Here is a 21,006-nt window from a genome sequence, read left to right as displayed (position 1 = left end):
CCTACATCACCTCCCGACCTCACACAATCTACAGCTCGCCGCGCGCCTCCTTAACCCCCCCGCCCCCCACCCCCCCCGCCCCCCCGGCGCGCGGGGCGGGGCGCCGGGTCTCTGTCCGCCCGGCGCGCCGGAGGCGACGGGGGCGCCGCGAGGTCGGCGGTCCAACTGGCCGTCCTCGACCGGTTCGTACCCGGTCGGGCACCGCATGGTCGGTCACCTGCCGGTTGGGCGCTCCTCGGCAGGCTCGCGACGGTCGTCACCCTTCCGCGCGGCTCATCCCCATTCCGGCCACTCCGGGCCGGTCCCTGCCGCACAATCCCACGTTTGCCGAGCGTGTGCCAGGGAAGCAAGCACCGTGACGGACATCTCGGACACCCTGGCCAGCATGCCCAGCCCGGTCGATCCGGAGCCGACCGGCATCGAGCTGGAACAGACCCTCTTCGAGGTCAAACGCGTGATCGTCGGGCAGGATCGCCTCGTCGAACGCCTGCTCACCGCCCTGGTCGCCAACGGACACTGCCTCCTGGAGGGGGTACCCGGCGTGGCCAAGACACTGGCCGCGCAGACCCTCGCGACAGTGGTCGGCGGCACCTTCTCCCGGATCCAGTTCACCCCGGACCTGGTGCCCTCCGACATCGTCGGCACCCGGATCTACCGGGCGTCCAAGGAGACCTTCGACATCGAGCTGGGCCCGATCATGGCCAACCTGGTGCTGGCCGACGAGATCAACCGGGCCCCGGCCAAGGTCCAGTCGGCGCTGCTGGAGGCGATGGCCGAACGGCAGGTCTCGATCGGCGGGCGCAGCTGGCCGGTGCCGGAGCCGTTCCTGGTGCTGGCCACCCAGAACCCGATCGAGTCCGAGGGGGTCTACCAGCTCCCGGAGGCACAGCGTGACCGGTTCCTGATGAAGGTGGTGGTCGACTACCCCAGCGACGCCGACGAGCTGGCCATCCTCTACCGGATGAGCACCGACCGGCCCACCCCGCGTCCGGTGCTCGACGCGCAACGGCTGCGGGACCTCCAGATCCACGCCGAGCGGGTCTTCGTCCACCACGCGTTGGCCGAGTACGTGGTGCGGCTGATCCTCGCCACCCGCGACCCGGGCCGGTTCGGGCTGCCGGAGATCGCCCCGCTGTTGGCGTACGGGGCCAGCCCCCGGGCCACCCTGGGCCTGGTCGCCGCCGCCCGGGCACAGGCCCTGCTGCGGGGACGGGAGTACGTGCTGCCCGAGGACGTCCGCGAGCTTGCCGTCGACGTCCTCGCCCACCGGCTGGTGCTCTCCTTCGACGCGGTGGCCGACGGGGTGTCGGCCGAGAGCGTGGTGCGACGGCTCGTCGAGGCGGTGCCGCCGCCCCGGCTGGCCACCGGGCACCCGCAGCAGACACCGGATCTGGCGGCGGCATGAGACGCGCCGCCGTCGCGCCCGCCGACCCCGGCCTGGCCGAGCTGGCCCCGGACCAGCGCCTGCGCCGCCTGGAGCTGACCGTCACGCGCCGACTGAACGGCCTGCTGCACGGCCAGTACCGTGGTCTGCTGCCCGGTCCCGGCAGCGAACCGTCCGGCAGTCGCGAATACCGGCCGGGCGAGGACGAGGTCCGGCGGATGGACTGGGCGGTGACCGCCCGGACCGCAGTGCCGCACGTCCGGCAGGTCGACGCCGACCGGGAACTGACCACCTGGCTGCTCGTCGACGGCAGCGCCAGCATGGAGTTCGGCACCGCCGAGCTGGACAAACGGGAACTGGCGGTGGCCGCCGTCGCGGCGGTCGGCTTCCTGACCGCGGGCGTCGGCAACCGCCTCGGCGCCCAGGTACTGCGCGCCGACGGGGTACGCCGCTTCCCGGCCCGCAGCGGGCGTACCCATCTGCTCTCCCTGCTCCGCGCGCTGCTCGCCGCCCCCCGGGCCACCGCGCCCACCGACCGGCCGGGGCGTGGGCCGGAAACCCCACCGCCCGACCTGGCCGACGGCCTCGACGCTCTGCACCGCATCGCCAACCGGCGTGGGCTGGTCGTGGTGGTCTCCGACTTCCTCGACGGCCTGCCCGACGACCCCGGCCAGACAGCGCCCTGGGAGCGGACCATGCGCCGGCTGGCCGTCCGGCACCAGGTGCTGGCGATCGAGGTGACCGACCCGCGTGAGCTGGAACTACCGGACGTCGGCCTGATCACGCTCGTCGACCCGGAGACCGGTCGGCACCGCGAGGTGTGCACATCGGACAGTGGGCTGCGCGAGCGGTACGCCGAGGCCGCCACGGCCCAGCGCGAACAGGTCCACCAGGCGCTGCGCCGCAGCGGGGCCACCCACCTGCCGCTGCGCACCGACGGCGACTGGAGCGCGGACATCGTCCGGCACGTGCACGCCCAGCGTCGGCTGGCCGCCGCGCCGGTCGGCCGCCCCCGGGGAGGTGCCGCGTGATCTGGCAGTCGCCGTTGCGGCTCTGGCTGCTGCTCGGCGTGCTCGCCCTGGTCGTCGCGTACCTGGTGCTGCAACGCCGACGCAGCCGGTACGCGGTCCGCTTCACCAACCTGCGGCTGCTGGACCGGGTGGCGCCGGAGCGGCCCGCCTGGCGTCGACACGTACCGGCCGGGCTCTTCCTGGCCATGCTGGCGCTGCTCGTGGTCGGCTTCGCCCGACCGAGCGCCGAGGTCCGGGTGCCCCGGGAACGGGCCACTGTGATGGTGGCGGTGGACGTCTCCACGTCGATGCTCGCCACCGACGTCGAACCGGACCGGTTGGCCGCGGCGAAGGAGGCCGCCCGGCGCTTCGTCGAGGGCCTGCCCGACGAGTTCAACGTGGGTCTCGTCGCGTTCGCCGGCAGCGCCGCCGTGCTGGTGCCCCCGGGCATCGACCGGGACGCGCTCGACGAGGGGATCGACCGGCTCGCCGAGGGCATCACCGGTGTCCAGGGCACCGCGATCGGCGAGGCCATCAACACCTCACTCGGCGCGGTCAAGAGCCTGGACAGCGAGGCCGCGAAGGAGACCCCACCCGCCCGGGTCATCCTGCTCTCCGACGGCGCCAACACCTCCGGGATGGACCCCATGGAGGCGGCCGCGGAAGCGGTGAAGGCGGAGGTGCCGGTGCACTCGATCTCGTTCGGCACCCCGTCCGGGTTCGTCGACCGAGGTGGACGACCCATCCAGGTGCCGGTGGACGGACAAACCCTCAAGGCGGTCGCCGAGGAGACCGGCGGCATGTTCCACGAGGCCAGCACCACCGACGAGCTGCGAGCCGTCTACGACGACATCGGCAGTTCGGTCGGCTACCGCACCGAGCGGCAGGACATCTCGGCCCGGTTCATCGGCCTCGGACTGGTGTTCGCGATGGGTGCCGCCGCCGGGTCGATGCGCTGGTTCTCCCGGCTGCCCTGACCGCCGCGCACAACCGACGTCGACAGTGAGGAGTACGCATGGCAGTGCAGACCGGACTGGGCGAACCGCGCGGTCCCTGGTTCATCTCACCGGAACTCGACCCGGACGGGCGCGGGTGGTGGGACACGCCCGAGCGGGACCCGGGAGGGCGACGGCCTGGGCGGCTGCTCGCCGTGTTGGCAGTGGTGGCGGTCTCGGCCGTCTCCGGTGCTCTCGCCGGCGGCGTGGTGGCCAGCCGGGACGGGGCTGGGGGCCCGGCAGCGGCGTCCGCCGCCCCGGTGCCGGCCGAGCTGGTCACCGCGGCCGAGCGGACCGTACCCGGGGTGGTGTCGGTGCTGGCCGGCGGCACGACCGGCGGATCCGCGACCGGCGGGTCCGCGACCGGTTCCGGCTTCGCGGTGGACGACCAGCAGCACCTGATCACCAACGACCACATCCTGGCCAAGGGGGGTGGCGGGCCGGTGACAGTGGAGCTGCCCGACGGCCGCCGGTTCGCCGCCGAGGTGGTCGGACGGGAGCCGCGCAGCGACCTGGCGGTGCTGAAGGTGCCGGCATCGGCCGGTCTCACCCCGCTGCCCCTGGCCAAGCCCGGCGCGACCCGGGTCGGTGAGCCGGTGCTCGCTGTGGGGTCGCCGCTCGGTCTGGCCGGAACGGTCACCGCGGGCATCGTCAGCGCGCTCGACCGGCAGGTGCGGCTCGGCAACAACCGGCACACCGCGGTGCAGACCGACGCGTCCATCAACCCCGGCAACTCCGGTGGGCCACTGGTCAACGCGCGCGGGGAGGTGGTCGGGGTGAACACCGCCATCGCCACCATCGACGGAAACGGCTCGATCGGCATCGGGTTCGCCATCCCGATCGACCAGGTGCAGCAGACCGCCGACACGATCATCGGCAAGGGCGGCTGAGCTGCCCGAACGCCCTGACTGGGGCCACCACTGTCAGATATCCGGCCGGACGGCATCGGATCATGGAAATATTACGCTCGGTATGGATACTGGCGGAGGTGGAGCGTCCTCTTCTCACGGTCCTCCTGCTGGTGGGCCTGGTCATCGGATGTGCAGTGGGGTCGGCGTACGCCCGGGCACGACGCGGGTGGAACGATTACCAGACCGTCAAGAAATCGGTGCCAGGCGCCCGCCGGGGCGCCTGGTCGCTGATCCGCGGCGTCGTCGTGAAGGCCGCGGTGATCGGGGTGCTTCTCTTCGGCGCGGTGGCGTACGCGGCCGTCGGCTCCGACGAGGAGACCGCCGGGCCGGCACCCAGCCAGTCCCCGACGCAGAGTGAGCCTCCGCACCGATGACCCCCGGCGGGTCGTCGCGGGTTAGCCTCGGGGCGTGGACGACGGACTGCGGGTGACCGACCGGTGGGTCGTCCCCGCCGGGGAGCTACGGGAGCGCTTCTCCCGCTCGTCGGGGCCGGGCGGGCAGGGTGTGAACACCGCGGACTCCCGGGTCGAGCTGAGCTACGACGTGGCCAACTCGCCGGCCGTGCCCGAGTGGCTGCGGCCGCGGGCGCTGGCCCGGCTGGCCAACCGCCTGGTCGACGGGGTGCTGACGATCGCCGCCAGCGAGCACCGGGCCCAGCTGGCCAACCGGGAGGCGGCCCGGGCCCGGATGACCGCCCTGCTGCGGGAGGCCGCCGCGCCCCCACCGCCGACCCGCCGAGCGACCCGCCCGTCCCGTGGGGCCAAGGAACGCCGGCTGGCCGAGAAGAAACGCCAGTCCCAGCGCAAGCGGGACCGCCGCGCCGACGACGACTAGGCCGGGACGGCGACTAGGCCGGGACGACGACCAGGCCGGGACGACGACCAGGCCGGGACTACGACCAGGCCGGGACTACGCCTAGTCCGGGACGACTAGTCCGGGACGGCGGCGAGCAGCCGGTCGCGCAGCACGGCGGCCCGCTCGGCGAACCCGCGCTGGGCCGCCGCGTACTCCGCCCGGCCGTCCGGAGTCTCCACGCGCACCGGCGGGTAGCCCAATGCCGCCAGGTCGTACGGGCTGGCCCGCATGTCCAGCGTGCGGATGTCCCGGGCCAGGTCGAACGCGTCGGCCACCAGTTCCGAGGAGACCAACGGCGACAACTTGTACGCCCACTTGTACAGATCCATGTTGGCGTGCAGGCAGCCCGGCTGCTCGTGCGCGTGCTGCGTCTCCCGGGTCGGGGTGAGCAGGTTCAACGGGCGGGCCGGCGGGGTGAAGAACCGGAACGCGTCGAAGTGGCTGCACCGCACGCCCCGCTCCTCGACGATCCCGGCGGTGCGTTCCGCGCTGAGCCGCAGCGGCCAGGCGTTGTGCCGCAGCTCCTCCCGGGTCTGCCGGTAGACCATCGCCCACTCGTGCATCCCGAAGCAGCCGAAGTGCGGCGCACGTCCACGCGTCGCCTCGAGCAGGGAGCGGATCCAGGCGATCGAGTCGCCGCGCCGGGCGCGTACCCCAGCGGTGTCGAGGGTGACCCCGGCGGTGCCGGCGCGGTAGTCGCGGCCGAACTCGGCCGGATCGGCGTCCCGCAGCTCGACCCCGGGCCCCGGATGCCAGCGCCGCAGCTGGGCCGGGCGGTGCGAGTAGTAGGTGAACAGGAAGTCGGCCACCGGATGCCGCTCACCGCGCCGTCGCCGGGCCAGGTGCGGGGTCAGCCAGACGTCCACCCGCTCCTCGTGGGCCCGTCGGCGGGCCTGCCACTGCGTCGCGTCGAGCACGGCGGGGGCGAGGGCGGCGGTCACGCACCCAGGGTACGACCGCCGCCCGCACACCGATCAGGGCATCTGCACCCGGACCCCGGCGGAGAACACCCCGCTGCGCAGCTCCAGCTGCTGGGGCGGATCCCGCCCGTCCACGGTGAAGACCAGCGGGAGCACCATCCGGGTGCCCGCCGCCATCGGGTCGGCGAAGACGTCCCGACCCAGGTTCGCCGTCCGGGTGGCCGACTCGTCGGTGCTCACCCAGCGCCCGCCGGGCAGGTACGCCCGTTGCAGCTCGCTGTGCCAGGGCTGGTGGTCGCCGGTGACGTTGCGCACACCGACGGTGGCCTCGCAGCGTCGCCCGTTGGCCGGTGCGGCACCGCCGCCGTCGGCCTTCCCGGCGGTGCCGGGCGCGCCGCAGGTCATCCGGTACACGGTGAACTCGAACGCCGACTCGCGCAACGGCACGCCCAGCGACCCGTTGACCCCGGTGCCCACCCACGCGCCGCTGGTGGGCTGCTTCTGCGTGTCGATCGCGGCGACCTGCCGGGTCGCCGTCCAACCCGCGGTGCCGACCACACCGGCCAGCACCACGACGGCGGCGCCCACCAACATCCAGACCGGCGGGGTACGCCGACGCCGTACCGGACTCGGCGCTGCCGGGCGCGGGTAGACCGTCCCGCGGTCACCCTCGGCGCCGCCGCCGGTGGACAGCGCGGCGGCCGTCACCCGACGCCCGCGCCGACGTCGCCACACCCACACCAGGGCGGCGCTGATCAGCAGCAGGACCGCCAAGCCGGCGAGCAGCACCGGGTAGCGGCGCCACGGCGGCGCCTCGCCCACCTCGGCCGCCGGTGCCGCTGCCGCCTGCCAGGTGGCAGTGGCGCAGTCGTACGGCCGGCTGCCGTCACTGGTGAACGCGCAGGTCGGCGCGGTCAGTGGCCGGCCCGGCGCGGTCGCCGCGAGCGCGGTGCCCAGGGTGGTGGTGCTGTGCGCGGGCAGCCGCAACCGCCAGGTCACCTCGGTGGCCGATCCGCCGGCCGGGGTGGACCGGCCACCACCGCTGATCGCGGTCGTCGACGAGCCGGGCGGCAGTTCCTGACGCACTGTGGTCTCCAGCGGCGAGTTGCTCACGTTGCGCACCTGGATCCGGTACCTCGGTGCCGGGCTGCTCTCCGTCGCGACCGCCACAGTGACCTGTTGCGGGGGCGCCGACGCCGGCGCCCGGGCCGATGGTGCCATCGCCGGTGGCGCCGAGGGCGGGGTGGGCTCGGTCACCCGCGCGACCATCGCCACCGGCGGCCGGGTTCCCGCTGGTGCTGCTGTGGCGGCCGGTGGTGCTGGCGTGGCGGCCGTTGGTTGCGGCGTGGCGGCCGGTGGTCGTGGCGTGGCCGCCGTTGGTTGTGGCGTGGCGGCCGGTGGTCGTGGCGTGGCCGCCGCCTCCGGAGCCGCCGTCGGCAGGGCCGGCACGGCGGCGAGGATGCCGAGGCAGTGCACGAACACTGCTAGGGCTCTGTGGTGTCGTGTCGATGCAGGCATACGAACGAACCTCCGGAGCCGACGCTAGGGGCGAGCCACCTCCGTGCGGGTACGAAGTCGAGAAGTCCGCCCGGGTCACCTCCAGCTCCGATAGGGTGCCGCGCGCTGACGGGTTGAGCACACCCGAGTGCCGGTCCTGGCCGGTTGGGGCGTCGGCGGCGCTAGATTGGCCGGGTGCGTATCGCTCGTTTCGCCCATGCCAAGGGAATGTCGTTCGGTGCCGTCGAAGGCGAAGCGGAGGCCGGGCCGCAGGGCCTGACCATCGCCGAGATCGAGGGCCACCCGTTCGGCAATCTCTCCTTCAGTGGGGCCCGCTGGGCCCTCTCCGACGTCCGGCTGCTCTCGCCGATCCTGCCCAGCAAGGTCGTCTGCGTCGGCCGCAACTACGCCGACCACGCCGCCGAACTCGGCAACGAGGTGCCCAAGGAGCCGCTGCTCTTCCTCAAGCCGTCCACCTCGGTGATCGGCCCCCGGGACGCCATCCGACTGCCGATCTTCTCCAAGCAGGTCGAGCACGAGGCGGAGCTGGCGGTCGTGATCGGGGCGCCGGGTGCGCGCCGCGCCGACCGCGCCGCCGCCGAACGCGCCATCTTCGGCTACACCTGCGCCAACGACGTCACCGCTCGGGACCTGCAGCGTTCGGACGGGCAGTGGACCCGGGCCAAGGGCTTCGACTCGTTCTGCCCGATCGGCCCGTGGATCACCACCGGGCTGGACGTCTCCGACCTGGAGATCCGGTGTGAGGTGGGTCGCAACCCGGAGGAGATGGAGGTACGCCAACTCGGCCGGACGAAGGACATGGTCTTCGACGTGCCGGGCCTGGTGTCGTACATCTCGCACGTGATGACTCTGCTGCCCGGCGACGTCGTTCTCACCGGCACTCCAGCCGGGGTTAGCCCGCTTGTCGAGGGGGATACGGTCACCGTGCGGATCGACGGCATCGGCGAGCTCACCAACCCGGTGGTGCCCGTCGCCTGATCCGTCTGATGCCCCTGTTTCCGCAGCTCACGGGTGGTTCGGGGGGATCGGATTTGGCCTGCCGGCACCGGGAGGGTAAAGTTCACTCCCGGCGCCGCAAGGGGCCAATGGGGTATGGGGTAATTGGCAGCCCGACTGATTCTGGTTCAGTTAGTCTAGGTTCGAGTCCTGGTACCCCAGCGCTGCTGGAATTCGCGAGAATTTCCAGACGCTGGATTCTGACGGAGTTCGACTCCGCCCCTTCGGGGGCGGAGGGTGGTCTTCGGTAGAGTGCAGCTCCTCCACCGGTAAGGTGGGGGAGCAAAAGTTGTTCTGGCCCCGTCGTCTAGCGGCCCAGGACGCCGCCCTCTCAAGGCGGTAGCGCCGGTTCGAATCCGGTCGGGGCTACAGCGTGCACAGCCCGTCTCACCTCGTGAGGCGGGCTGTTTCGTGTCCGCCGCCGGGCCCTCGGGTGAGAGCGCACCCCGCGCTCGTGCCCGGGTGCGGTGCCGCTAGACTACATTCGCACCGCCCGCGAGGGTGGTGAACGGAAAAGTTCTGGCCCCGTCGTCTAGCGGCCCAGGACGCCGCCCTCTCAAGGCGGTAGCGCCGGTTCGAATCCGGTCGGGGCTACAACCAAAGGCTCATCTCGCGACGCGAGATGAGCCTTTCTCGTCCCCACCCACCCCTCGCCTTGGTGATCAAGAGCTTTGCGTCACGACACGCGGCAGGCGGTGACGCAAAGCTCTTGATCACCGGGAGCGGTCGGGTTGGGGCGGGAGGGCGCGGCGCGGGCAGGGTGGGAGGACGGGGGAGGGGCAGGGGTTGGGCAGGGGTGGGGGTTAGAGGCCGGATAGGCGTTGGCCGGCTCTTACTACGGCCATGGCGTGGCGTTCGCCGGGGCGGCGGCCCAGGCGCTCGATCGGGCCGGAGATGCTGACCGAGGCGATGACCCGGCCGGTGCGGTCGCGGATCGGGGCGGAGACGCTCGCCACACCGGCCTCCCGCTCGGCGACGCTCTGCGCCCACCCGCGTCGGCGTACCTCGGCGAGGGTGCGGCCGGTGAACTTGCTGCGCGGCAGCAGCGGCATCACCGCCTCCGGCGGCTCCCAGGCGAGCAGGATCTGGGCTGCGGAGCCGGCGGTCATCGGCAGTACCGAGCCGACCGGAACGGTGTCCCGTAGACCGCTGGCGCGTTCCGCCGCCGCCACGCAGATCCGCTCGTCGGCGCGGCGCAGATAGAGCTGTGCGCTCTCTCCGGTGGCGTCGCGCAGCGCGGCCAGCAGCGGCTCGGCGGCGGTCAGGAGAACGTCCGGCGCGGCGTTGGCCAACTCGCCCAGACGAGGGCCGGGCCGCCATCTGCCCTGGGTGTCACGCACCAGCATTCGGTGGATCTCCAGGGCCTGGGCCAGGCGATGTGCTGTGGCCCGGGGCAGCTTGGTGCGTTCGACGAGTTCGGCCAGGCTGGCGCCGTCCACGCAGGCGGCCAGGATGACCACCGCCTTGTCGAGAACGCCGACACCGCTCATACTGTGTCCCACAAGCCGAAACTTACCTCCCAGAATTTAGGATGTCCAGATGGTGGGAGTCACTCCTGAGCCGAGGACCCTGGCCGAGAAGGTCTGGGACGCGCACGTCGTACGGTCCGCCGCTGGTGAGCCGGACCTGCTCTTCATCGACCTGCACCTGCTGCACGAGGTGACCAGCCCGCAGGCCTTCGACGGGCTGCGGCTCGCCGGGCGCCGGGTGCGTCGTACCGACCTGACCCTCGCGACCGAGGACCACAACACCCCGACCGGGTACGCCGACCCGGCGTTCCGCCTCCGCCGTGGTGACCTGCTCACCATCGCGGACCCCACGTCGCGTACGCAGATCGAGACGTTGCGCCGCAACTGCGCCGAGTTCGGCGTGCGGCTGCACCCGCTCGGCGACGACAACCAGGGCATCGTGCACGTGATCGGCCCGCAGCTCGGTCTCACCCAGCCGGGCCTGACGATCGTCTGTGGCGACTCGCACACCGCCACCCACGGCGCCTTCGGCGCGCTCGCCTTCGGCATCGGCACCAGCGAGGTGGAGCACGTGCTGGCCACCCAGACGCTGCCGCAGAGCCGGCCGAAGACGATGGCCGTGAACGTCACCGGCCGGCTCGCGCCCGGCGTGACCGCCAAGGACCTGGTGCTCGCGCTGATCACGCAGGTCGGCACGGGTGGGGGTCGCGGGCACATCGTCGAGTACCGCGGCGAGGCGATCCGCGCCCTCTCCATGGAGGGGCGGATGACCATCGCCAACATGTCCATCGAGTGGGGCGCCAAGGCCGGCATGATCGCGCCGGACGAGACCACCTTCGCGTACCTCAAGGGTCGACCGAACGCGCCGCAGGGCGCGGACTGGGACGCGGCGGTGGCGTGGTGGCGGACGCTGCCCACCGACGAGGGCGCGCGCTTCGACGCCGAGGTGACCCTGGACGCCAGCCAGATCACCCCGTTCGTCACCTGGGGCACCAACCCCGGGCAGGGGGCGCCGCTGAGCGCCCCGGTGCCGGACCCTGAGGAGTTCACCACCGACTCGGAGCGCACCGCCGCCCGCCGGGCCCTGGAGTACATGGACCTGCGCCCCGGCACCCCGCTACGGGAGCTGCCCATCGACGTGGTCTTCGTGGGGTCCTGCACCAACGGCCGCCTGGAGGACCTACGGGCCGCCGCCGACGTGCTGCGTGGCCACCGGGTCGCCGACGGCGTCCGCATGCTCGTGGTGCCCGGCTCCGCCGCCGTGCGCGAGGCCGCCGAGGCCGAGGGGCTGGACAAGGTCTTCGCCGACGCCGGGGCCGAGTGGCGGTTCGCCGGCTGCTCCATGTGTCTGGGAATGAACCCCGACACGCTGAAGCCGGGCGAGCGCTCCGCCTCCACCTCGAACCGCAACTTCGAGGGCCGTCAGGGCCGGGGCGGGCGTACCCACCTGGTCTCCCCGCCGGTGGCCGCCGCCACCGCAGTGGTCGGCCGGCTGGCCGCCCCCGCCGACCTGTAGAAGGGACCGACGAGATGGACAAGTTCACCACCCACACCGGCACCGCCGTGCCGCTGCGCCGGTCCAACGTGGACACCGATCAGATCATCCCCGCCGTGTACCTCAAGCGGGTGACGCGGACGGGCTTCGCCGACGGGCTGTTCAGCGCCTGGCGGGAAGATCCGGCATTCGTACTCAACGATGAAAACTATTCTGGGGCGTCGATCCTCATCGCCGGCCCGGAGTTCGGCACCGGCTCCTCCCGGGAGCACGCCGTCTGGGCGCTACGGGACTGGGGCTTCCGTGCCGTGGTGGCCCCGCGCTTCGGTGACATCTTCCGCGGCAACGCCCTCAAGGAAGGTCTGTTGCCGGTCGAGTTGGAATTGAAAGCCGTCGAAGAGTTGTGGGACCTGGTCGAGGCGGATCCCACCACTGCGGTGACCGTCGACCTGACCGCCCGCCAGCTCAGGGCGGGGGACGCGAGCTGGTCGTTCCCGCTGGACGACTTCAGCCGTTGGCGGCTCCTGGAAGGCCTCGACGACATTGGACTCACCCTCCGCCACGCCGGCGACATCGACTCCTACGAGGCGCGCAGACTGCCGTTCCTGCCCTCGGTTGCATAGCCGTTAGGCCGCCCGCGCAGCGGATTTCACCCCCATCGGTCCATCCGGTGGGGGTGAATCCGTTACGACACAAGGGCTTTTTTCTACCGAATGTTTGTGTCCCGGCAGCACAGGGCATACCGTGCGCGCAGAATGGCTCGCGACGAGTCAGTTGCACAATCGGGAGGAAGTCGTGAACAAGGCCGAGCTCATCGAGGCGCTCGCCGTTCGCCTGGGGGACCGGAAGATGGCGACGGCCGCGCTCGACGCGGTCCTCACCGAGGTCCAGGCGGCGGTCACCAAGGGCGAGAAGGTGGCGATCACCGGATTCGGAGCATTCGAAAAGCGTGTGCGTGGCGCGCGAACAGCGCGCAACCCGCGTACCGGCGAGGCGGTGAAGGTCAAGAAGACGTCAGTCCCGACCTTCCGCCCCGGCGCCGGGTTCAAGGAGATGGTGGCCAGCGGCAAGGTGCCGAAGGCCACGGTGGCGACGAAGAAGACCGCCACCAGCACCGCCACGGCCAAGGCGGCGGGCACGAAGGCGACCGGCACCAAGGCGGCCACCGCCAAGGCGGCGGGCACCAAGGCGACCACGGCGAAGGCGGCCAGCAAGAAGACCGCCCCGGCCAAGGCGAGCAAGACCGCCACGGCGACCAAGACGGCCGCCAGCAAGAAGACCGCCCCGGCCAAGGCGAGCAAGACCACCACGGCGACCAAGACGGCCGCCAGCAAGAAGACCACCGCGGCGAAGAAGACCACCGCCGCGACCCGGTCGACCGCGGCGAAGAAGACCACCGCGGCGGCGAGCAAGAGCACGGCGGCCAAGAAGGCGCCGGCGAAGAAGGCTCCGGCCAAGAAGGCGGCCAGCAAGCGCTGACCGACCCGTACCGCAAGGGCGTCCACCAGTGGGTGGGCGCCCTTTCGGCGTACCGGGACGGATTTTCGGCGTACGGCGACCCGTTGACCCTGTTGGTTCGCTCGCGCAGAATCGCCGTGCCGGCCACCCCTGGGCCGGCCCGTCGACGGGAAATGGGGCGCCGGTGCGCTACCGCCAGCTCACCACCGGCACGCTCGTGCTGGGCGTGGTCCTCCTCATCGACGTGCTGCGGGTCTGGCTGCCCGGCATCATCACCATCTTCGGTCAGGCGGCGTCCACCCCGGCCGAGCTGATGGGGGCGTTCGCCCTCGGCTGGTTCGTGCTCGCGATGGGCGCACCCGCCGTGGTCCGCCGAGTCGGAGCCCGCCCGGTCACTGTCGTCGCCGCTGTCGCGCTCGCCGTCGCCCGGCTCGCGCTCACCGCCGCTCCCGGCGGGCGTACGCAGCTCTGGTTGGCCACCGCCGGGTTGCTCGCCGGGCTGGTCTGGCTGGTCGGCGTCGCCACCGTCACCGACCGCCCGGTCCCGGGGCTGGCGTTGGGGTTCGCTGTCAACGCGGCAGTGCACGCGGTGCTGGACACCGTCGACCTGGTCTGGCGGGGTGACTGGGTGGCCTGGCTGCTCAGCGCCGTCGCGGTGGCGGTGTTCCTGGTCGGCACGGCGCGATCCGGCCGGCGCGGTGGTGCAGGTGACGCCCTCGCTGGCCCCGCTGACGCCCCTGTCGGCCCCGCTGACGCCGCTGCCGGCCCTGGTGGTGGCCGAGCCTGGCTGCTGGCCGGTCCGGCGCTGCTGCTGGCCGGAATGGTGGCGCTCTCCCCGGCGCTGGCCCGGACCGGTATGTCGTACCTGGTCGCCGGGGACGGGGTGGCTCGTTCGCCGCTGTTCGGCCTGGCGCCGGTGCCGGTGGCGGTCGCCGGGTTCCTGTGCGCCGCGTTGACCCGGCCACCGGTTGGGTGGGGCCGGGCGTACGGTCCGGTGGCGCTGCTCGGCGGCGCCGTGCTGTTCGCCCTCGACCGGGGCGACCTGCTCGTGCCGGCCATCCTCCTCGCCGCGGTCGGCCTCGGCGCCTGCCTCGCGCTGACCGACGACGCCAGCCAGCCAACCAGCGACACCGCCAGCACCAGCGCCTCCCGGCGGGGGCACGCGGTCGCCGCCGGGATGCTCGTCTTCGCGCTGGGAGCGGTCGGCTACTACTCGGCCTACGACCTCGGCTACCCCAACGCGGCGGTGCCGGTGGTGGTGGCCGTGCTGATCGCCGCCGTGGCGTTCACCGCCCGCCCCGTCGTCCACCGGCTTCCCGGGCCGTTTCCGCCGCTCCGGGCCGCCGCCGCGGTCACCGCGCTGGCCCTGCTGGCCCCGGTGCTCGCCGACGAGGTGCCGGTGGCCAGCAACCGGGACGGCCCACCGGAACGGTTGACGGTGGTGGCGTACAACATCCGGATGGGGTTCGGGCTGGACGGCCGCTTCGACCTGACCGGCCTCGCCCAGGTCGTCGACCGGCAACGGCCCGACGTGGTGCTGCTCAGCGAGGTGGACCGGGCGTGGTTGCTCAACGGCGGGCACGACACCCTGGACCTGTTGGCCGACCGGCTCGCCATGCCGTACGTCTTCGGGCCGGCCGCCGACCCGGTCTGGGGTGACGCGGTGCTCAGCCGTTGGCCGGTACGCGATCCGCGAACCCTGCCGCTGGCCGCCGTCGGCGCACCCACCGGAGCGCAGGCCCTCGCCGTCACGCTGGACCTCGGTGACGGTGTCCGTACCGCAGTGGTGAGCACCCACCTGCAACCGCCGCCCGGCAAGGGTCCGGTGGTCCAGGCCCGCGCGGTCGCCGACTTCGCCACCCGGTACGCGGCCGGTCGGCCGTTGGTGGTGGCGGGTGACCTGAACACCGAGCCGGGTGACGAGGCGTTCGCGGAGTTCACCAGGGCCGGCCTGGTCGACGCGCTGGCCGCCGCCCGACCGCTGGCGACCAGCCCGGCGGACGATCCGCGCCAGCAGATCGACCACATCTTCGTCTCGCCCGGCCTGACCCCGACTGATCCGGTCGCGCCGCGCAGCACCGCCAGCGACCACCTGCCGGTCGCGGTGACAGTGACACTGCCGCCCCGCTGACCAGGCCGCGCCCGTCGAACGTGGGCCCTACAGGCGATCGGCGGCGAGCAGCCGGTCGGCGGCGAAGGCGAGCAGCCAGCCGCCGCCCTTCGGGGTGGTGAAGTCCTCATCGGTGCGGCCGGTCAGGCGCTCCAGGGCGCCCGGCAGGACCTTGCCCTGGCCGCACACCGCCGACTGGCCACCGGTGCCGGCCAGCTCCAGCAGTCGGGCGGCGGTGGCCAGGACCTGCTCGTCGCTCTGCTGGCCGGGTTGTGGCTCGTCCAGGTCGCCGCAGACCTCGATCGGCAGGTCGAGCAACGCGGCGGTCGGGTCGAGTGTCTGCACGCACCGTCGCGGCGACGCCGACACCAGTCGGGCCGGCCGGATCAGGGCGATCAGCTCGGCCAGCGTGCTCGCCTGGGCCCACCCCTCGGCGTCCAGCGGCCGCCCGACGTCCGGGCCGGACCAGGTGGCCCGCTTACCGGCGTGCGCGTGCCGGACCAGCGCGACCGTCGCCGTGACCGACGGCAGCGCGGCGAACGCCGCCAGCACCTCGGCGTCGTGCGGGTAGCTGACCAACCGGATCGCGTCGTCCACAGCGAGCCAGCGAATGTCGTCCACCTCGGTGTCCGGTTGGAAACCGCCGCTGGCCACCGCGAGCATCGACCAGTAGTCGACCAGCTTGGGTTGCCCCTCGCTGCGGTACCGCACCGACGGCAGCCGCACCTGCGGCACGCCCCGCACGTCGGCCTCCTCGGCCACCTCACGGACCGCCGCGGCCAGCGCGCGCTCGCCCGGTTCCAGCTTGCCCTTCGGCAGCGTCCAGTCGCCGTAGCGGGGACGGTGCACCACGCAGACGTGGACGCCGTCGTCGGTCGGCCGCCAGGCCACCCCGCCGGCCGCCCGGATGCCCGTCACGGCAGCCAACTGGTGCGCCGTCGCCGGGTGGCCCGGTGCCAGGCAGCCGGCAGCAGTCCCCGCATCCGGCGTACCGACTGGCGTTCCCGCTCGGCCAGCCGTCCGGCGGTGACCGCCAGCTCGTGGTCGTCCGGTCGCTCGGCGGCGATCTCCAACCAGGTGTCCGCCGCCACCGCCGCGTCCTGGTGCTCGCCGAGCACGTCCTGCACCCGGGCGAGCGCGCGGGCCAGCCGCCGTGCGCCCCTGCCGACCGTCGGTGCCACAGCGTTTGCCGCGTACCGGGCCTGCTTGGCCTCCTTGCGGACGGCGTGCCAGCGGTCGTCCGGCGACTGCGGGTCGAGCCCGCCGACGCCGCCCGGCCCGGTCAACCGCTGCCAGGGGCGGGCCACCAGCGCGGGTAGCGCCTGCGCGGCGGGCGCTGCCGCCCGGCGGGTGAACCGGGGCGCGCCGGCGGCCAGCACCAGGGAGTCCACCAGGGCCAGGTAGCGCGCGGAGCCCAGCATCTCGTCGATCGCGGTGAGCGCCCGCCCCTGCCGTTCGGCGAGCACCTCGTCGAGCCGGTTTACAGCGCCACTGTCGAGCGGGCTCAGCGGATCGGCGTCGGCGGTACGGCGCAGCCGCGCGCGAAGCACCTCGGCGTCGCGGGCCGCGCCGAGCACGTCGGCCAGCCAGCGCAACTCGCTGCGCAGCGGGCGGGACCAGGTCTTCCGCAGCAACGGTTTGAAGGTGCGCAGATCACTGCGCAGGCGTCGACAGGCCACCCGCATCTGGTGCACGGCGGTGTCACCACCGGCGGCCGGGGCCCGCAGCCGGACCAGCGGGTCGTGCGCCAACAGCCGGCGGATCTCCTTGCGTAGCGCCTCGGTCACCACGTCACCGGCGCTCGGCTCGGCGGTCAGCCCGGCCGGCGCGACCAGATCAGGATCGGCCTGCGCCGTCGCGCCCAGCGCCCGTACGTGCTTCGGCGTGAACGACCCGCCCTGGGCACCAGCCTCGCGCAGCACCCCGCCGACCAGGTCGAGCAGCTTCCGGTCGCCGGCCCTCAGCTCCACCTCCACCTCGCGGAACGTGTCGGTGGTGGCGCCGGCGTCGTCGAGCACTGTCACCCGGTCGTCCACCACCTCGGCCAGGACAGTCCCGGCCCGGTCGCACACCTCGTACGCGTGCCGCACCGTCCGCACCACCGTCACCGGAGCCAGCGGCGCCCCCCGGTGCAGGACGGTGACCAACTCCACCAGCTCCGCAGGCGGCTGCCCCTTCGGCCCGGGACGGGAGATCTCGTGCCGGACGCCCGGCGTCCCGGTCGGCAGCTTCACCGTCCACGGCAGCTCGTCGCCCCGGCGGTGGCGCAGCGAGGCACCGGCCCGGGCCAGCCGCAGGTCGACAGTGTCGAGGTAGCGGGCGACCAGCGTCACCGGTGGCAGTGCCCGGACCCGACCACCGGCCGGGGCCGTGCCGGCCAGGTCCGGCAGCACGTAGGCGTCGTCCACCTCGTACTTCTGCTCCTCCTCGACCATCAGCTCAGCCTATGCGGTGCGCGGTCAACTGGCCGTGCCACCGACGCGGCGCAGCAGCAGTTCCTGCAGATGGGCTCGGGGGGCGTCGTCACCGCCGGTACGCCGGGTCCAGGTCCCGTCGCCGGCCAGTTCGAACGCGTCCACTTCGGGGCTCATCGCGGCGGTGAGCACATGGTCCAACTCGGCGCGGGCGATCGGGTCGCTCACCCGCACCAGCGCCTCCACCCGCCGGTCCAGGTTGCGGTGCATGAGGTCGGCCGAGCCCATCCAGAACTCGGCCTCACCGTTGTTGCCGAACCGGAAGACCCGGGAGTGTTCCAGGAACCGGCCGAGGATCGAGCGGACCCGGATGTTCTCCGACAATCCCGGCACCCCGGGGCGCAGCGTGCACATGCCCCGGATGAGCAGGTCGACGTGGACGCCGGCCTGGGACGCGCGGTACAGCGCGTCGGTCACCCCCTCGTCGACCAGGGAGTTGACCTTGAACTGGACCAGGCCGGGCATGCCCAGGCGGACGTGCGAGATCTCCCGCTCGATCCGCTCGATGAGGCCGCTGCGGATGCCCTGCGGGGCCACCAGCAACCGCCGGTACGCGGTCTGCCGGCTGTACCCGGTGAGCACGTTGAACAGGTCGGTGAGGTCGGCGCCGATCTCCGGGTCGGCGGTGAGCATGCCGAAGTCCTCGTACAGTCGGGCCGTCTTCGGGTGGTAGTTGCCGGTGCCGATGTGGCAGTAGCGACGGATCTGGTTGCCCTCCTGCCGGACCACCAGTGCGGTCTTGCAGTGCGTCTTCAAGCCGACCAGGCCGTACACCACGTGGCAGCCGGCGCGTTCCAGGGTGCGGGCCCAGCCGATGTTTGCCACCTCGTCGAAGCGGGCCTTCACCTCCACCAGCACCACCACCTGCTTGCCGGCGGCGGCCGCGTCGACGAGCGCGTCGACGATCGGGGAGTCGCCGCTGGTCCGGTAGAGGGTCTGCTTGATGGCCAGCACGTTCGGGTCGGCGGCGGCCTGCTCGATGAAGCGCTGCACGCTGGTGGCGAACGAGTGGTACGGGTGGTGCACCAGGATGTCCCCGTCGCGCAGGGTGGAGAAGACGCTGCGCGGCACCTCGCCCTCGGCGAGCCGGGGATGGGTGGCCGGCACGAACGGCGGGTCCTTCAGGTCCGGCCGGTCCGCCTCGCCGTAGACCTGCCACAGCGCGGACAGGTCCAGCAGGCCGGGCACCCGCAGTACGTCCTGGTCGTCCATGTCCAGCTCGCGGACGAGCAGCTCCAACATGTGGTCGGAGATGGACGCGGCGACCTCCAGGCGGACCGGGGGACCGAACCGCCGACGGGCCAGCTCCCGTTCCAGGGCTTGGAGCAGGTCCTCGTCGCGGTCCTCGTCGACCTCCACCTCGGCGTTGCGGGTGACCCGGAACAGGTGGCACTCGACCACCTGCATGCCGCTGAACAGCTGCCCCAGGTGCACCGAGATCAGGTCCTCCACCGGCAACATCCGGACGCCCGGCTGGTCCCGGTCCACCCGGACGAAGCGGGGGACGTTGTTGGGCACCTTCACCCGGGCGAACAGCTCCGAGCCGCCGTCCGGGTCACGAACCGCGACCGCCAGGTTCAGCGACCGCCCCGAGATGTACGGGAACGGGTGCGCCGGGTCCACCGCGAGCGGGGTCAGCACCGGAAAGATGTGCTCCCGGAAGTAGGTGCGCAGCCGCTCCCGCTCGCCGTCGCCCAGCTCGCCCCAGCGCAGGATGCGGATGCCCTCGTCGGCCAGCCTGGGCAGCACGTCGTCGACGAAGCAGGCGGCGTGCCGGGCGCCCAGCGCTGCGGTCCGCTCGGCGATCAGCTCCAACTGCGTACGCAGGGGCAGCCGGTCTCCGCCGCGCACCGGCAGGCCGGCGGAGAGCCGCCGCTTCAGCCCGGCGATGCGCACCATGTAGAACTCGTCGAGATTGCTGGCGAAGATGGCCAGGAACTTGGCTCGCTCCAGCAGCGGGGTGCGCTGGTCCTCGGCCAGGGTGAGCACCCGGGCGTTGAAGTCGAGCCAGGACAGCTCCCGGTTGAGGAACCGGTCCTCCGGCAGCGGCGGGGCCGCCGGGGGCTCGTCGTCGTCCCCCGGTGCGGCACCGGTCGGCAGGTCGTTGGGCAGGACCGGGTGGACGTCACCGGCGGCCGGGCCGTCCGCTTCGATGTTCGGGGCGGGGTCGATGACCTCGTCCAGCCCGGAGGAGGCGGCACCGGGGTCGTCGGCGAGCGTGTCAGCGCGGGCGGCACTGGCACGTTCGGCGCGGGACGGGCGGAAGCGCCCATCGGTGCCGCGCGTACGGGAGCCATTGCGGAGGTCGGTGGCGGGCGGGTGGGCCGGTTGCTCGCGAGGGGTGCTCACCCGCTCATAATCACCCGATTACGGTAAACGCAAAATGAACTTGGGCTCGCCGGGTCAGATCATCGTCGGCAATGTCACTCGGACAACCTCGCCGTCGGGATCGGTGTCGATGCGAACCCGCTGCCCGAGCCGGAGAAGCCGCAGCCCGGAGGCGTCGAAGGCCCGGGCGGGGAAACGCATCTCGGTGCCGTCGTCGAGCAGCAGGACACCGCTGCGCGTCGCCGCGTCGTAGCTGGCCACCGTGCCTTGCATGCTGGCACCGTACACCCGGCGGTTGGCCCCGTGGCACCAGCTCAGCCCACCGGGCGGCTCAGCCTGCGGCGCGGGCGGGCCGACCGGCGGCCACCAGTGCGGCAGTGCGCGGCCCGAGCCCGAGCCGGGCGGCGGCGGCCAGGTCCGCGGCGGTGTCCACGTCCCGGCGCAGGCTGGGCCAGTCGCCGTCGAGCGGCAGCGCACCACTCGCCGCGTGCGCGACCGCCGAGCCCACCCCGAAACGCGGATCCAGCGGTACACCCGGCCCGGCGGTGAGCAGCACAGTGCCCCCGCCGGGCGCGTCCGGCAGGAACCGGCGTACCCCCTGTCGACCGTTCTGCGCCGCGAGCAGCGCGCCGGCCAACTCGGCCGGACGCAGCGCCGGCACATCCGCGGTGATCCCGGCCACCCATTCGCCGGCGGCAGTGGCCGCCCCGTGCCGGAACGCGGCGTTCAGGCCGGCGTCCGGCTCGTCCGGCAGCACCCGCGCGCCGGCGGCCCGCGCCGCCGCCGCCACCCGGGCGTCGTCGGTCACCACCAGGGCCTCGGCGACCGCCGGGCAGGCCAGCACCGCGCGGAGCGTGTCGGCCGCCAGGGCCAGCGCCAACTCCTCGTGCGGTACGCCGGGCAGCGCGCCCCGCAGCCGGCTCTTGCCCACGGCCAGCCGCTTAACCGGCACCACCACGGCCCACCTCGGCTGAGTCACGTCCGCAATCCTGCCAGCCGGACGGCGGGCCCCTCGCTGGCCGTACCGGGGGCGAGCAGGCATGATTTCCGCTGCGGGCGTCGCGGGCGGGATGTCGCGGCGGG

19 protein-coding genes and 3 tRNA genes are annotated in these 21,006 nt (G+C 73.0%); 14 read left to right on the top strand and 8 right to left on the bottom strand.

From position 1 onward, the window contains the following. Positions 1–355 precede the first annotated feature (355 nt). The 6 genes from ABZ794_RS14120 to arfB all read left to right on the top strand — a co-directional run bounded on the left by ABZ794_RS14120 (position 356) and on the right by arfB (position 5,134). Complete coding sequence (locus ABZ794_RS14120) at positions 356–1,405, top strand: MoxR family ATPase (RefSeq protein WP_210786400.1); 1,050 nt, start codon at positions 356–358, stop codon at positions 1,403–1,405. After that, positions 1,402–2,415: a DUF58 domain-containing protein gene (locus tag ABZ794_RS14115; RefSeq protein ID WP_210786401.1), complete on the top strand. Its 1,014-nt coding sequence runs from the start codon at positions 1,402–1,404 to the stop codon at positions 2,413–2,415. Before ABZ794_RS14120 ends, ABZ794_RS14115 begins: the two co-directional genes overlap by 4 nt. Beyond that, complete coding sequence (locus ABZ794_RS14110; protein ID WP_210786402.1) at positions 2,412–3,371, top strand: VWA domain-containing protein; 960 nt, start codon at positions 2,412–2,414, stop codon at positions 3,369–3,371. The genes ABZ794_RS14115 and ABZ794_RS14110 overlap by 4 nt, the downstream gene beginning before the upstream one ends. A 38-nt stretch (positions 3,372–3,409) precedes the next feature. Further along, the gene (locus ABZ794_RS14105) at positions 3,410–4,279 is read left to right on the top strand and encodes a trypsin-like peptidase domain-containing protein (RefSeq protein WP_210786403.1); all 870 of its coding nucleotides are present in this window, start codon (positions 3,410–3,412) and stop codon (positions 4,277–4,279) included. A 98-nt stretch (positions 4,280–4,377) separates the two neighbouring features. Next, the gene (locus ABZ794_RS14100; protein ID WP_210786404.1) at positions 4,378–4,674 is read left to right on the top strand and encodes a hypothetical protein; all 297 of its coding nucleotides are present in this window, start codon (positions 4,378–4,380) and stop codon (positions 4,672–4,674) included. Positions 4,675–4,708: 34 nt separating this feature from the next. Next, positions 4,709–5,134: an alternative ribosome rescue aminoacyl-tRNA hydrolase ArfB gene (gene arfB / locus ABZ794_RS14095; RefSeq protein ID WP_210786405.1), complete on the top strand. Its 426-nt coding sequence runs from the start codon at positions 4,709–4,711 to the stop codon at positions 5,132–5,134. Positions 5,135–5,229: 95 nt separating this feature from the next. Here arfB and ABZ794_RS14090 read toward each other — a convergent pair whose 3' ends face one another. Both ABZ794_RS14090 and ABZ794_RS14085 read right to left on the bottom strand, forming a co-directional pair. Next, positions 5,230–6,096, bottom strand: a complete 867-nt coding sequence (locus ABZ794_RS14090; RefSeq protein ID WP_357515765.1) for a 3-methyladenine DNA glycosylase — start codon at positions 6,094–6,096, stop codon at positions 5,230–5,232. Positions 6,097–6,129: 33 nt separating this feature from the next. Further along, entirely contained in the window at positions 6,130–7,593 is a 1,464-nt protein-coding gene (locus ABZ794_RS14085) for a hypothetical protein (protein WP_357515763.1), read from the bottom strand. Between the two features lie 174 nt (positions 7,594–7,767). On the opposite strand from ABZ794_RS14085, the gene ABZ794_RS14080 reads away from it, so the two are divergent. The 4 genes from ABZ794_RS14080 to ABZ794_RS14065 all read left to right on the top strand — a co-directional run bounded on the left by ABZ794_RS14080 (position 7,768) and on the right by ABZ794_RS14065 (position 9,183). Next, entirely contained in the window at positions 7,768–8,571 is an 804-nt protein-coding gene (locus ABZ794_RS14080) for a fumarylacetoacetate hydrolase family protein (RefSeq protein WP_091393135.1), read from the top strand. A gap of 108 nt (positions 8,572–8,679) precedes the next feature. Beyond that, positions 8,680–8,751 (top strand) — tRNA-Gln (locus tag ABZ794_RS14075). A gap of 134 nt (positions 8,752–8,885) precedes the next feature. Beyond that, positions 8,886–8,958: transfer RNA gene (locus tag ABZ794_RS14070), tRNA-Glu, on the top strand. A gap of 152 nt (positions 8,959–9,110) precedes the next feature. Beyond that, positions 9,111–9,183, top strand: a tRNA-Glu gene (locus tag ABZ794_RS14065). Between the two features lie 209 nt (positions 9,184–9,392). Here ABZ794_RS14065 and ABZ794_RS14060 read toward each other — a convergent pair. Further along, the gene (locus ABZ794_RS14060; RefSeq protein ID WP_007456408.1) at positions 9,393–10,079 is read right to left on the bottom strand and encodes an IclR family transcriptional regulator; all 687 of its coding nucleotides are present in this window, start codon (positions 10,077–10,079) and stop codon (positions 9,393–9,395) included. 49 nt (positions 10,080–10,128) lie between these two features. Between ABZ794_RS14060 and leuC the strand changes: the two genes are divergently transcribed. From leuC to ABZ794_RS14040, 4 genes are all read left to right on the top strand, one after another. Further along, complete coding sequence (leuC, locus tag ABZ794_RS14055; protein ID WP_279516866.1) at positions 10,129–11,574, top strand: 3-isopropylmalate dehydratase large subunit; 1,446 nt, start codon at positions 10,129–10,131, stop codon at positions 11,572–11,574. Positions 11,575–11,588: 14 nt separating this feature from the next. Further along, positions 11,589–12,176, top strand: a complete 588-nt coding sequence (gene leuD, locus ABZ794_RS14050; protein WP_357515761.1) for a 3-isopropylmalate dehydratase small subunit — start codon at positions 11,589–11,591, stop codon at positions 12,174–12,176. 172 nt (positions 12,177–12,348) lie between these two features. Then, positions 12,349–13,032 (top strand): HU family DNA-binding protein, encoded by a 684-nt coding sequence (locus ABZ794_RS14045; protein WP_328650599.1) that lies wholly within the window; start codon positions 12,349–12,351, stop codon positions 13,030–13,032. A gap of 163 nt (positions 13,033–13,195) precedes the next feature. Next, on the top strand, positions 13,196–15,142 hold the full coding sequence (locus ABZ794_RS14040) for an endonuclease/exonuclease/phosphatase family protein (protein WP_357515759.1): 1,947 nt from the start codon (positions 13,196–13,198) through the stop codon (positions 15,140–15,142). A 27-nt stretch (positions 15,143–15,169) separates the two neighbouring features. Here the strand turns inward: ABZ794_RS14040 and ABZ794_RS14035 are convergent, their stop codons facing one another. The 5 genes from ABZ794_RS14035 to cofC are packed head-to-tail and all read right to left on the bottom strand — an operon-like array spanning position 15,170 to position 20,902. Beyond that, positions 15,170–16,048 (bottom strand): NUDIX hydrolase, encoded by an 879-nt coding sequence (locus ABZ794_RS14035; protein WP_210786412.1) that lies wholly within the window; start codon positions 16,046–16,048, stop codon positions 15,170–15,172. Then, positions 16,036–17,556 (bottom strand): CYTH and CHAD domain-containing protein, encoded by a 1,521-nt coding sequence (locus tag ABZ794_RS14030; protein ID WP_357515757.1) that lies wholly within the window; start codon positions 17,554–17,556, stop codon positions 16,036–16,038. Before ABZ794_RS14030 ends, ABZ794_RS14035 begins: the two co-directional genes overlap by 13 nt. Before the next feature lie 24 nt (positions 17,557–17,580). Beyond that, positions 17,581–19,944 (bottom strand): RNA degradosome polyphosphate kinase, encoded by a 2,364-nt coding sequence (locus ABZ794_RS14025; RefSeq protein WP_357515755.1) that lies wholly within the window; start codon positions 19,942–19,944, stop codon positions 17,581–17,583. Between the two features lie 54 nt (positions 19,945–19,998). Then, complete coding sequence (locus tag ABZ794_RS14020) at positions 19,999–20,196, bottom strand: hypothetical protein (RefSeq protein ID WP_030335323.1); 198 nt, start codon at positions 20,194–20,196, stop codon at positions 19,999–20,001. Positions 20,197–20,254: 58 nt separating this feature from the next. Continuing rightward, positions 20,255–20,902: a 2-phospho-L-lactate guanylyltransferase gene (gene cofC, locus ABZ794_RS14015; protein ID WP_210786415.1), complete on the bottom strand. Its 648-nt coding sequence runs from the start codon at positions 20,900–20,902 to the stop codon at positions 20,255–20,257. Positions 20,903–21,006: the final 104 nt, after the last annotated feature.

The sequence above is a fragment of the Micromonospora sp. NPDC047187 genome (assembly GCF_040643355.1).
GTDB lineage: Bacteria > Actinomycetota > Actinomycetes > Mycobacteriales > Micromonosporaceae > Micromonospora > Micromonospora salmantinae.
The sequence above is the reverse complement of the archived record's forward strand: the minus strand, read 5'-3'. Positions and strand labels throughout refer to the sequence as shown.